The sequence below is a fragment of the Vibrio fluminensis genome (assembly GCF_015278125.1).
GTDB classification, from domain to species: domain Bacteria; phylum Pseudomonadota; class Gammaproteobacteria; order Enterobacterales; family Vibrionaceae; genus Vibrio; species Vibrio fluminensis.
Map to the genome: position 1 here is coordinate 126301 of NZ_JADILO010000005.1, position 12288 is coordinate 138588.

General features: G+C 44.8%; 11 protein-coding genes. All 11 read left to right on the forward strand.

Annotation, left to right across the window (positions count from 1 at the left end):
• Window positions 1-326 precede the first annotated feature (326 nt).
• Genes IRQ95_RS06095 through tssC form a run of 11 tightly spaced genes read left to right on the forward strand, consistent with a single transcriptional unit; the run spans window position 327 to window position 12256 of the window.
• Window positions 327-1154: a hypothetical protein gene (locus IRQ95_RS06095; protein ID WP_194436104.1), complete on the forward strand. Its 828-nt coding sequence runs from the start codon at window positions 327-329 to the stop codon at window positions 1152-1154.
• The gene (locus IRQ95_RS06100; protein ID WP_194436105.1) at window positions 1151-3271 is read left to right on the forward strand and encodes an MFS transporter; all 2121 of its coding nucleotides are present in this window, start codon (window positions 1151-1153) and stop codon (window positions 3269-3271) included. The genes IRQ95_RS06095 and IRQ95_RS06100 overlap by 4 nt, the downstream gene beginning before the upstream one ends.
• Window positions 3268-4266 (forward strand): ABC transporter substrate-binding protein, encoded by a 999-nt coding sequence (locus tag IRQ95_RS06105; RefSeq protein ID WP_194436106.1) that lies wholly within the window; start codon window positions 3268-3270, stop codon window positions 4264-4266. Before IRQ95_RS06100 ends, IRQ95_RS06105 begins: the two co-directional genes overlap by 4 nt.
• Before the next feature lie 50 nt (window positions 4267-4316).
• Window positions 4317-6371, forward strand: a complete 2055-nt coding sequence (locus tag IRQ95_RS06110; protein WP_194436107.1) for a type VI secretion system tip protein TssI/VgrG — start codon at window positions 4317-4319, stop codon at window positions 6369-6371.
• Window positions 6371-6970, forward strand: coding sequence for a DUF6931 family protein (locus IRQ95_RS06115; RefSeq protein WP_194436108.1), 600 nt, complete (start codon window positions 6371-6373; stop codon window positions 6968-6970). Before IRQ95_RS06110 ends, IRQ95_RS06115 begins: the two co-directional genes overlap by 1 nt.
• On the forward strand, window positions 6949-7248 hold the full coding sequence (locus tag IRQ95_RS06120) for a PAAR domain-containing protein (protein WP_194436109.1): 300 nt from the start codon (window positions 6949-6951) through the stop codon (window positions 7246-7248). Before IRQ95_RS06115 ends, IRQ95_RS06120 begins: the two co-directional genes overlap by 22 nt.
• Window positions 7249-7284: 36 nt before the next feature.
• Entirely contained in the window at window positions 7285-8364 is a 1080-nt protein-coding gene (locus IRQ95_RS06125; RefSeq protein ID WP_194436110.1) for a hypothetical protein, read from the forward strand.
• The gene (locus tag IRQ95_RS06130) at window positions 8357-9679 is read left to right on the forward strand and encodes a type VI secretion system protein TssA (protein WP_194436111.1); all 1323 of its coding nucleotides are present in this window, start codon (window positions 8357-8359) and stop codon (window positions 9677-9679) included. The genes IRQ95_RS06125 and IRQ95_RS06130 overlap by 8 nt, the downstream gene beginning before the upstream one ends.
• 47 nt (window positions 9680-9726) lie before the next feature.
• Window positions 9727-10251 carry an Hcp family type VI secretion system effector gene (locus tag IRQ95_RS06135; RefSeq protein WP_194436112.1) on the forward strand — a complete coding sequence of 175 codons (525 nt, stop codon included), beginning with the start codon at window positions 9727-9729 and terminating at the stop codon, window positions 10249-10251.
• Window positions 10252-10274: 23 nt separating this feature from the next.
• Window positions 10275-10778 carry a type VI secretion system contractile sheath small subunit gene (gene tssB, locus IRQ95_RS06140; RefSeq protein ID WP_194436113.1) on the forward strand — a complete coding sequence of 168 codons (504 nt, stop codon included), beginning with the start codon at window positions 10275-10277 and terminating at the stop codon, window positions 10776-10778.
• Window positions 10778-12256, forward strand: a complete 1479-nt coding sequence (gene tssC, locus IRQ95_RS06145; protein ID WP_194436114.1) for a type VI secretion system contractile sheath large subunit — start codon at window positions 10778-10780, stop codon at window positions 12254-12256. Before tssB ends, tssC begins: the two co-directional genes overlap by 1 nt.
• Window positions 12257-12288 lie beyond the last annotated feature (32 nt).

Consider the following 12288-nt stretch of genomic DNA (forward strand, 5'->3'; position numbering starts at 1 on the left):
TCAGACAAAAAGTCCAGATTAAGCGACAAGATGCAACATATTGCATTCGTTTTATACTGATAACTCAATATTTTCCTCTGCTTGACGGAAAGGAAATGCGAAAAGTCTTAGGTATTTTATTGAGATAATTATCACTTTTACAAGTACACCTAGTAAATGCAAGGTTGTCATTATGTGATGTTATTGTTATTTTTTAAAGGGGATTAAGTTTGATTTATAGTAATAAAGTATGAGTTTAATGATTTTATTGTCATTAATAAGGCGCATATTCTTACTGCAACAAAATGATAGGTGGGGCATGTAGGCCACTTATAAAGGTTGGGAAGATGAGAGCATTTTTTGAAGTTCATTTGCGATTAGTTATTACCGTCTGGGTGATACTGGTCTCTGTGCTTGGGCTTTTGTATCTCATGAACTACATGAAGTTTGACAGCTTAATGTCAGGCGTCGTTTCTTCCAAACTCGACGTAATTTCCTCTTCTTTGGATACTTCAATTCAGCGGGTTGAGCGCTTAGGTATCCCATATCATTCCGCTGAAAATCTTAAAGAGCAGTTTATACAAGCTAGACAGCGTGAGGAGAATGTGAGCTCCATTACTTTAATTGATGCTAAGGGCAATGCTTTGCTCCAAGTATCTAAAAATGAGCAACAGTTGCTAGCAATACCAGAGGACGTCATTCGCCGGGCATTAAGTTCTAACGAACCTCGTTGGTTATACAGCGATGACAACCAACTATTTTCTGGACTTCAGACATTTGGCGATTACGGTCGAATTTCCGGCAGTTTAATTATTCAATATGACAAGACGGCGCTATATGGCGTTTATGCAACAGTCCGACTACATCTACTTGAAGCAACAGTGGTTATTTTCTTGCTCACCGCGTTAATCGTTTTTCTGGTTGTGCGTATTGGCTTTAGTGATGTTGCAAATGTGATGACGCTGATTCAGCGTTACTCATCGGGAGATAAACATTTAGACTCACGAGTTGCGGTTGGTTCAATGAGCCAAAGTTTTGCTGAGCAGATTCGACAAAGTGAAGAGATGAAAGCTCAAGTTAATGAGGAGCTGGAGAGACTACAGGCACTGTCGAGACAAATGGATCGAAGTGACGACATAGCTAAACAGGACAATAAGACGGAGGTGATGAAGTGAATCAAGTCAAAACCATCGCTGGTCTGATCAATAAGCGTCTAGTCTACATTACTATTATCAGTGCATTCATTGCCTCTTTTCTCAGTGCGGCGTACACACTGGTCGAGTTCAATTTCTCAATCAAACCTGAACTACTTAAAAAGGCCAATGCAATTGCTCAGGTTATCCATGATGATGTCTCGTTAGCCGTGAGTGTAGGCGTACCCTATCAAGAACTACGCGGCATGGAGAGTTATTTGAGCGATACGCTGAGTAAGTATCCTGAATTAAATTTTGTAGCGTTAACACAAGATGACCAGGTGCTCTATAATGCGGGAGAGCTAGAATCTCTCTCTTCCAACGATGCTGTCAATTTTGAACAAAGCTCCAGTCAGTATCTCAACGCATCATTTTGGCAGCGTATCAGCGTGGTGACGCAAGAGCTGCCGCTATTAATGCCAACTTTATTTAGTGCAAGCTCTGCTCAAAGTGATCTATTCCAATTACCAATTGATGCTGCAAGTCCAGGAGAGGCGCGAGTGTATGTTGGGTTAAGCTCGACTTATGTTCAGTCGCAATTAACCGATATCTTTTTTGACATTGCGATCGTATTAATTGCCGTGCTGTTGGTGTGTTTTGAAGTGGTTATGGTGGTGGTAATGTTTTACATCTCCGGGCCACTGGAAGAGTCAGAGTCGATTCTAAACAGACAAGTCAAAGGGGATTTTTCGGTCAACGAGCGCACAGCATCGCATGGGGTTATTGGCAATTTTTCCAAGCGTTTAAACCAAGATTCTAAGGATTTACAGTCGAGGTTTAAGTCAATATTTACGCGCGTGATTCCTCAAAAACTGGCGGCTAATGACATTGATTCGAAGTTTAAATCTGTTTCTGAACGTTTTAGCTTACAAAGCCACTTAGGTATGCATAAAGGGGACATCGTCGATGCTCGGATCCCGTTATTTGTCTTCTCGTTTGCTGAAGAACTTTCTAAGTCATTTATGCCATTGTTTGTAAATGAGTTCTATCAACCGAACAGTTGGATCTCCAAAGATGTAATGTTGGGGTTACCTATTTCTGTGTTTATGTTGGTTATTGCAGTTTGCACACCATTTGCGGCCAAATGGGTCGATCGCTGGGGGCAAAAGCAACTGTTTATAGTCGGTTTAATTCCGGCCATCGCGGGCTACTTTGGCTGTGCGTTTGCGAGTGATAGCCTCGATATCGTGATTGCACGAGGTGTAACCGCGTTCGGCTATGCGATCATCACCATCAGTTGTCAGAGTTACATTGCTGCTGTGGTAACCGCAGAAAATCGAGCCAAAGGTATGGCGATATTCGTTGGCGTGTTAATGACCGCGACGATGTGTGGTACCGCTTTAGGCGCAATAATCGCAGATCGAATTGGCTATCAACCGGTATTTTTACTCTCGGCATTGCTTGCTGCATTGGCTGGTCTCTTGGCATGGAGAATGTTTATTGGTGAACTCGATGTAGGTAAGCAAACGGCTAAACAGACCGGAAAAGGTAGCGTACTTTTGCTATTGAAAAATGTTCGCTTTATGGCCGTCATTCTATTTTGTGCGATTCCTGCCAAGGTAGTCTTAACGGGCTTTCTCTATTTCTTAGTGCCGCTTTATTTGGTTTCTTTGGATGCTAGCCAATCAGAAATTGGCCGTATCATGATGATCTATTCATTGGTCATTATCCCACTAAGCCCAATTGCTTCGGGTATAGCCGATCGCACGCAAAAGACCAAGCAGCTAGTGGTGTTAGGTACGATTTTGTCTGGCGCTATTTTGATTTCACTTTATGGTGATGATTCCATCTTCAAGCTGCTTTTAGCGGTTACGCTGATGGGAATCGCTCACTCTATCTTAAAAGCGCCGCTGATTGCTTGTGCGCTGGAAGCTTCTGAGGAGACGCCGGATGTTGGTCGAACTGAAACTCTCGGTTTTTTGCGTACTGCCGAGCGCATCGGTAGCGTAATTGGTCCTATCTTAGTCGCGACACTATTAACCATTTACAGCTTTGGTCAAGCAATGAGTATTGTTGGCATTGGCATTATATTGGCCGGTATTGCCATATTGTTGATCCTCAGAAAACCCGCTGCCGTGAAGTGTTCGGAGGAAATATGAGAAAAGTTTTATTATTTCCTTTGCTGATGATGCTTAGCCAACCTATGCAGGCCCAAGAAACCAAAACCGTCTATATGACAGTTTGGAGAGGCTGTGAGGAAGCGTGCCAAGGTTTTCAAGACTATATTGCAATGAACAAGTTACCCGTTGAAGTGGTACTGCGTGATGCTGGTAGAGATCGTTCTAAACTGAATCACTTTCTGCTGGAGGCTAAGCAATTAAAGCCTGACTTGGTTGTCACTTGGGGAACCAGCGTCAGCAAAGCGCTAATCGGTACACGAGAAGAGTATGGTGCAGAAACCAAACTCGGTGATATTCCGGTGCTATTTATGATTGTCGCCGACCCAGTGGGAGCGGGGATCGTAAATAGCACGGAAACTTCAGGGCGTCCGACGGTGACAGGGATTCGCAATCGTATTGAAGAAGAAGTCCAGATCCGAGCGATGCGTGAATATCTCCCGGTAAACAAGATTGGCTTGGTCTACTCTCCTGCAGAACTTAATTCTGCACTTAACACCGAAAAAATTCAGTCGCTTGAAGACAAAATGGACTTTACTACGGTGATCGAAACTTATCAGTTAGGCGCTGATGGTCAGCCACTGCCGAATCAATTTGAAGAAAAAATGCGCCGCTTAGCTGAACAAGAGGTGGATGTTGTCTATGTAGGTTCGAGCTCATATAACTTGTCAAATCGAGAACAATTCACCGCGGCTGCGCTTAAATATCGGCTCCCAGTTGCCTCTGCTTATGACTCGATGGTCACTGAATCAAAGGCGCTGATTTCTGTTTCAAATAAGTACTACCGAGTTGGGCAACTGGCAGCTAATCAGGCGGAAAAGGTTTTGTTTGATAACGCCATACCCGGAGAGCTAGATATTGCAGAACTGGAAAGCTACTCGATAACCATCAATATGGGCGTCGCGAAGCAGATGGCGTTGTATCCACCTATTCAACTACTTCGGTTTGCCGAGTTAGTGAATGTTGAATCCAAGTAAGGAGTTGTAATGCGAGTATGCCAGATAACAACTTGTGAACGGGAGGCGTCGTGAGAGAAATCAATGAACCTCAAGGAAGCCTATTGGTTGTCAGTGATGCAAACAACAAAGAATATGTTGCTACCGATCTGTCGGGTGTCGAAGTAGTAAGCAAAGACTACCAATGGCAAGTGTCCGTCTTGACTAAAACCGCCGTCGCTGCCGACTGGGTGGGCGAGAAAGTCTGCTGCAAGTTGTACCAAGAAACAGGGAGCAGTCGTAACGAGCAAAGGACACTGCAAGGCTACGTGGTCAAAGCTCAATCTCAGTCAGCTCGTATTGATTCTACCTATTCGAGTCTTAAACTAACGATTAAGCCGTGGTTATATCTATTGCAGCATTCGGCGAAATGCCGCGTATTTCAAGAAGCCAGCGTGCAAACTATCGTGAGTACGATTTTCGATGAACTCGGTTTTAAAGGATCTTATGTCGTAAAAAGTATGCCCTCAACGAAACGAGAGTATTGTGTCCAGTTTAATGAAAACGACTTTGATTTTGTGACTCGTTTATTAGCCGAAGAAGGCGTGCATTTCTATTTTGGTAAAGATAAAGAAGCTGACAAGCTTTTCTTACAGCAGGCAAGTAAACCATTCTCTAGCGACCAAATGGTATCACTTGATTACGCTGCGACACCTTCAGGCAGTGAAGAGGTCGTCAATTCATGGCAAAGGGAAAGTCAATTTCACAGTGCCTCGCTCGAGATAACCGGTTTTGATTATAACCAGTCTAAACTCATCACGAGTAAGGTGAAAAAATCCAGCTATCCACTGGCTAATCATTCTAAGCTAACTCAATACCGTTACCCATCAGCCAGTCATGTAGGGAGTTATTCCGATCTTTCGAGGGAGATGATTGAAACTCAAAGAGCCGAGCTTGATTCAGATTACGATAGCGCGTTAGCGACGACGCAAAGCAAAAGCCTTTGTGCTGGCTACTTTTTAAAACTCACAGCCCATCCAGATAGTAACCAACTTGGTCGATACCTTGTGGCAGAAAATCGTTACCAATTTGATGATGAGACTGGCGAACTGCACGTTCAGATTAAAGCGATACCAGAAGATCAAACTTTTTACCCTACGCAACTCGCAAAGCCTGTTTTGCATGGTTTTCAGTCGGCGACTGTTACGGGCACCAAAGAAGGTGAGCCCGCTAATGATACGTTAGGTCGCGTTAGAATTAAATTTCATTGGGATGCAGAAAGTGGTGACAAGACCAGCTGCTGGGTTCGTGTTGCGCAGCCGATGGCTGGCAAGGGTTACGGGGCTCAGTTTTTACCTCGAGCAGGACAAGAGGTATTGGTCAGTTTCATTAATGGCGACCCGGATCAGCCCGTTGTTGTTTCAAGCCTCTATAACAGTACCAATAAGCCTCCTTATCCAACGGCAAATACGACTCAGTCAGGTGTAATGACAAAACTGACAGGGCAAAGTAATGAGCTTCGTTTTGATGACAAAAAAGACAACGAACTATTGTCTCTCCATGCGGCTAAGGACATGAGTTGTGACGTGCTTAACGATTACAGCGAAACGGTTAAAGGTGAGTTGAGATCGACGGTGACGAAAAACGTTACTCAGACGATTGAACAAAAAAATATCCTCAGTGCTAAACAGGGTATTGAGTTAACGACTGACAAAACTTACGGCCTATCCGCGAAAGAGTCGATTTCGCAAACCGCAAAGGAGATAACCATTACGGCCGAGGATACTCTTACTCTGAAAGTGGGTAGCAGCAAAATCGTGGTTACAAGCGACAAGATAGAAATAGCGAGTGGGACAGTTAGTGTTAGCGGAAGCTCTAAAGTCGCTATCGATGGTGGCAGCCTTTCACAATCTGGCAGTTCAGTGAGTATTTCTTCTGACGGTTCATTAAGTGCAAAAGCAGGCACTTCAATGGCTTTAAGTGCCTCTACTAGCTTTGCCGCCAAAGGAAGCACAGGAGCAAAATTACAAGGGTTGAATGCGGAAGTGAAAGGGGATGTGAGCGCTAAGTTATCTGGCGCCGCAAGTTCGGAAGTCAGTTCGTCGGGGCAGACGGCGATTAAAGGCACAATTTTGATGGTGAACTAATGAAAAAAATACCGTATCAAAATTCTCAAAAGATCCTCAGTCGTTTCGAGTTGTCAGACGACGCTAAACCGCTTATTGAGACCAACAGCTCACCAGCAGCGGTGATAGCTACTCTTGAAAAACGCGCTTTGTACATCGATCTAGCCAATTTTTTCGCTCATGCCTTACCTATGCGTGAATCTATCTGGTGGGCAACGCAGTCAGTAGGACTGAGAAAACAGGATTTGTCGTCGCTAGAGAACCAAGTGATTAGCGAGAGCGCAAATTGGGTTAAGCAACCAAATGAGGCGATGCGTAGGACACTGGAAATAAAGATCGAACCGTTACCCAACGAGAGCTGTGCAAAGTGGGTCGGCCGGGCCGTGTTTTGGAGTGGTCATGGAAGCATTGCACCGATTGATAATCCGGTGGTCATGCCTGCTGATCATCTCTATGCCAAAGCGGTTGGTGGTGCGGTGAATACCGCTGCGGCACTGCCAGAATGGTCTGGATACAAAGCGTATTACAAGCGGGTATTTGAAATGGCTATCGACATTGCCAACGGTGGCTCGGGAATGAAGACTCTGGAGGAAAGCGAATGCCTTGTGCCGCGCGATTAACAGACATGCATACGTGCCCGATGCAGACGCCGGGGACGCCACCTATTCCTCACGTTGGTGGGCCAATCGTTGGGCCGGGAGCAGTTAACGTACTTATCTGCGGTTTACCTGCTGCAAAAATGGGCGACTCACTCGTTTGTGTTGGACCGCCAGATACCATCGTTAAAGGCAGTTCAACCGTGTTGATTAATAGTACTCCAGCTGCGCGCATGGGAGACACAACGGCACATGGCGGTAGTATCGTTGTCGGCGCTCCTACAGTGCAGATTGGCGGATAAACGGACTTACATAGTTAGAGTTGATGGGAGGGAACGATGCCAACTTACACTATTGAAAACAAAATATCTCAAACCACGTTTCATGATAACGACCATAAACGTGAGCAAATCGAAGAGTTGGTCGAACAGGCAAAGTTGGCAAACAAGAAACTTCACGACTTTATGAAGCAGTTATCACGGAAAGTAAATAACGAGAGTGGTAAGGCAATTTCTTATAATCGTGGTCCACTCAAAACGCGTGAGCGTATTGCCGCCAAGTGTGGGATCAGTGATTGGGATAACCCACAAAGTGATAAAACCTCAGGTGTTAAAAAACCTTTGGAAGTTAAAGATATTGCGCGCGCTACGATTGTGTTTAGCACCATCGCGCAGATGCTTGCATTTCGAAATTATATATTTACTACGCAAGAGTATTTAGCACTCGACGGCAAAGAGAATGATGCCGTGAAAGACTTGTGGGCGCTGGGTATTGAAGATGAATATAAGGATGTGAAGTTTTTCCTCCAAGTCGAGATTGATTTTTCGACAAAGGTAAACAATACCCAGACGGCTAAGCAGAAAATTCCCCATATTGTTGAGTTGCAGCTAAACGTTAGCCAGATGGCTTGGGGTAAAACTTATGGTCATGCTTTCTATAACTTGTCGAGACTTGCTCGCTTGGATGGTGAAAACACCTTTAAATGGAATGACCCAAAGTGTGTGATTACCGTTCCTGGTGCTATCAAGGGTAAGGTTGGCAATAAGCTCAGAACAGCGGTTACCCATTGCCGAAGCATTGCCTGTGGCGATCAAGAAATTTTGTTGGCAACCAACATCATTTCCAAGCTCATTTCAAGCAAACTCAAACTTCCTACCGCAAAAGAGTGTGAGAAACTCCCCAGTTCGGAGCATTACAACTACAAAAATGGGGTAAAGCCACTAGTTATACAATGTGGCGCATACGATTTTAAGAAACAAGGTAATCAGGACTCTGGGCCTGCACAAGCTTGGGCAATCCACCGTTTAGCCGGGTTTATTTGGGAAAACTTTACCAAATCACAAAACAAACCTGGAGTAACAGGCACCGCTGCCAATTGGCATGGTGAAAAGCATTTTAGGAGAGGACAAGATGTTTAATGACTTGCTCTCACCTATCTCTGAAGTGTCTCCGAGTGGTGAGTATCTAAAAGATAACCGTTCTTTGTTTCGGGGTTATCGTAATGAGTTCAATATGGCGCAATCTTCCTTTCGTCAATTAGTGGAAGTTCCGGATGCATTAGAAGATGCCGAGTTAGTGAATGCAAATAGCCTAAATTGGAACAAACTATCGGAATCTTGCCATTTATGTTTGGCAACCACGTCTAAAGATCTGGAGATTTTTAGTTGGTTTACCGTGTCTCAGCTATTTACAACGCAACCCTTAACTAATCTCGCCTCTGCTCTGGCGACAATGGAAGCGGTGGTTGATAGATTTTGGGATACGTTGCATCCAACGCTACCTGAGAAAAAGCGCAAAGGTGAGAGTGAACACGCACAGGCAGTTGAGATCATTGAACATCGCGTTAAGCCGTTATTGCAATTGGTTGGCGATACAGCGGAAAGTGGTTTGCTTTATATGCCGCTACAAATGTTGCCGCTGGTGGGTGATATCGATTTTGGACGATTTTATAAAGCGGAAAAAGAAGGAACCCTGAGCAAGCTAAAGGATGAAGCTCTAATTGCGTATGGTCATGAGAAAGAGCAAGTAGAACAACGAATTGTTGCCTTAGGAAGTGCTCGGAATTCGTTAGAAAATCTCGACAATATACTCTCTACAAAGTGCAGAGAAGCGGGTGCCAACACCATTACATTTCGTTTTGTAAAAGAATCATTAGATAGGTTGATCGCCGCGCTACGATATTTAGTTGGAGAGCAGTTTAGTCAGTGGCCATTGGATGCAAAAACAGAAACAGCGTCTTTAGAATCGCAGGACGTGGTGTCCACGAGTGAGCCTCCCCCCGAGGCGAAAATTGAACAACATGTTCAGACCCAGAGCAACGCTATTCCATCTTTATCTGTGGCGGCGAGTTCCAACCATGCGACGGTTTCGCTGGCTTCGACCATTGAAAGCAGAGATCAAGCTCTCGCTAATTTACAGCTCATTGCAGATTACTTTTTACAACATGAACCACATAGCCCGATCTACTTACTGCTGAAACGGGCGATACGTTGGGGAGGGATGTCATTACCAGAGTTACTTGAAGAGTTGGTTGGCGACAATAGCGCTGTCCACCAAAGAATTGAACATCTAGCAGGGCTAGAGAGTGCGGAGCATAAAGCAAATCACGCCAATGTTGTCGCTACTCAAGCTGTAACGCCTTTAGATTTAGTTCAGGAAGAAGTAAAGCAACAGGAAGATACCACAACAAAGGATAGCAATACCGATCCCGGACTATCCAATATTGAGTGGTAATCGTTACAAACAGTCACATATGACTACTGATATAAAAGGGAAAAATCATGGCTTCTATTTTTATGCGAATTGATGGTCTTAACGACATTAAGGGTGCTGCAACGATTGGTGATATTGGCGGTAAGAAAGGCTTTTTCGCGATTGACAATATGAGTTGGGGCGCGAACCGAGGTGTCGCGGTAGATGTTGGTAATGCAAATAATGCAGATAAAGGTATGGTCTCTTTGGATGCAATTACTATTAATCGCACTTCTGATGGCGCATCTCCGCACTTGACGACGTTCCTATTTGCTCCGGGAGCAGAAGGCAAAACTGTCGAGATTCTGCTAACGAAGCCATCACGTGATGGTGCCGGTGCCGATCCTTACCTCGTACTGACTTTAGATAAAGCCCGAATCGCGAGCTACAACATTTCAGGCAGCGATGGCCAATTACCAACTGAGGATTTTTCACTGACCTACACCACGCTAACTAAGGTTTATTACCAAGAGGGTGATGGCGGCAAAATTGAAAAAGGCGACACCGTTAAGTTTGATTGCACAACAGGCAAGCTTGAGTCTAAAGCGGCTTAATGTGATTAACAGGGAGAAGTGACGTGGCTTTAAATTCGCAACACAAACGTGTAAGTAAAAATAGGGTAAGCATTACCTATGACGTAGAGACCAATGGTGCAGTTGAAAACAAAGAACTGCCATTTGTTGTTGGCGTTATCGGTGATTTTTCCGCTCATAAGGAAGATCGTGAAGATCTTGAAGAAAGAACGTTTTATCAAATCGACAAAGACAACTTTGATACGGTTTTAAAGCGTGTAGGTCCAGAGCTGAAATTGAAAGTAGATAATACTTTGCAAGATGACGATAGCCAATTTGAAGCGGCGTTATCTTTTTCTTCAATGAAAGACTTTGAACCTGACTCGCTGGTTGAGCAAATAGAACCATTGAAAAAGTTAGCAGAGACGCGCCAGCAATTGAAAACATTGCTCTCTAAAGCGGATCGTTCTCGTGATTTGGAGAAACTGCTCAAAGAAGTACTGCAGAGTGCTGACCAAATTAACGCTCTATCGAGCGAGCTTGGTGTTGATAGCAAGGGAGGTGAGTAATGAGTTCTGAATTAGAAAGCCAAGTCGGCGCAACCGCTGAAGCTTCTTCAGGTAGCGTCCTTGACCGAGCAATTGCGGCGACGTCTCAAACTCCGGCCGATACGACAAAAGAGCTGTTTTCTGTGTTAGCAGAGCAAGCATTGACCGGAACGGTAACTTGGGACAAGAACGTTTCAAAAACGATCGAGAATGCGATAGCTCAAATCGATCAGCAAATGTCGAAGCAGCTTTCCAAAGTAATGCAAAATGATGAGTTCCAGCGTCTTGAAGGCTCATGGAGAGGGCTGAATAAATTGGTTCGCGAGAGTGAAACCGGACGCTCGCTCAAAATCAAACTGGTTGATTTCAGCAAAGATGAACTAATTGAACAATTTGAGGATGCGCCAGCGGTAGATCGTAGTCCACTTTTTGATGCATTGTATCAAAAAGAATTTGGCACCGCGGGTGGTGAGCCCTACGGCGCATTAATTGGTGACTATTCTTTCTCTCATCGTGATGAAGATGTCGCTCTGCTGCGTTACATGGGCGAAACAGCCGCCGCTAGCCATGCCCCTTTTGTGGCTGCAGCGAGCCCGCAGATGTTTGAATTTGATTCGTTTGAGACCTTTGATGAAGGTAAACCTGTTGCTGCGGGCTTTGATTCTCCGGCATATGCTTCGTGGAATGCTTTCCGTGAGAGTGATGACGCTCGTTACGTCGTTCTGACGATGCCACAAACTCTTGCTCGTTTACCTTATGGAGCAAATGGTCTATCGACCAATGCGTTTAACTATGAAGAGTTAAATACCGACGCAGACGGTAATCCTAAACCAGCAGATAACTCAGAGTTAGTGTGGTCAAATGCCGCGTTTGAGTTTGGCCTGAAGATGACTCAAGCTCATACGGCATTTGGTTGGTGTACGGCCGTTCGCGGTTTAGACAATGGCGGTAAAGTTGAGAACTTACCGAACCTAACATACAAGTCTGAAGCGGGCGATATTCAGCAGCAGTGTCCAATCGAAGTCAATCTGACTGATGAGCGTGAGAAAGAGCTGAGTGATCTTGGGTTCTTGCCGTTGGTGCACTATAAAAACACCAACTATGGCGTGTTTATCGGCAGCCAAACTACGCAAAAGCCGAAGATATACACGGATCCTGACGCTACTAGCAATGCTGCAATCTCTGCGCGTCTACCTTACATCATGGCGAGTAGCCGCATTGCTCATTACTTAAAAGTGATGGGCCGTGACATGCTAGGTTCTAACCTTGAAGCGAATGATGTGCAAAAGCAGTTGCAAACGTGGATTGATCAGTACACAAACTCAGGCGCAGTTGGTAATGCTGAACGCTCGAAGACACCGCTTTGTGAGTCGCAAATTCAGGTTGTTGAGCAACCAGGAAAACCAGGAGCGTACTCCGCAGTTGCGCACTTAAGACCGTGGCTACAACTTGAAGAACTGACTACTTCAGTACGTATGGTGACTAAAATCCCTGGCTAGTAATACTAACGTCAGAGAAAACTGAAATGGGA

Excerpts from the sequence above, each read along its gene's own strand:
- IRQ95_RS06095 (WP_194436104.1), top strand. The coding sequence starts at position 327 with ATGAGAGCATTTTTTGAAGTTCATTTGCGATTAGTTATTACCGTCTGG.
- IRQ95_RS06105 (WP_194436106.1), top strand. The coding sequence starts at position 3,268 with ATGAGAAAAGTTTTATTATTTCCTTTGCTGATGATGCTTAGCCAACCT.
- IRQ95_RS06115 (WP_194436108.1), top strand. The coding sequence starts at position 6,371 with ATGAAAAAAATACCGTATCAAAATTCTCAAAAGATCCTCAGTCGTTTC.
- IRQ95_RS06120 (WP_194436109.1), top strand. The coding sequence starts at position 6,949 with ATGCCTTGTGCCGCGCGATTAACAGACATGCATACGTGCCCGATGCAG.
- IRQ95_RS06125 (WP_194436110.1), top strand. The coding sequence starts at position 7,285 with ATGCCAACTTACACTATTGAAAACAAAATATCTCAAACCACGTTTCAT.
- IRQ95_RS06130 (WP_194436111.1), top strand. The coding sequence starts at position 8,357 with ATGTTTAATGACTTGCTCTCACCTATCTCTGAAGTGTCTCCGAGTGGT.
- IRQ95_RS06135 (WP_194436112.1), top strand. The coding sequence starts at position 9,727 with ATGGCTTCTATTTTTATGCGAATTGATGGTCTTAACGACATTAAGGGT.
- tssC (WP_194436114.1), top strand. The coding sequence starts at position 10,778 with ATGAGTTCTGAATTAGAAAGCCAAGTCGGCGCAACCGCTGAAGCTTCT.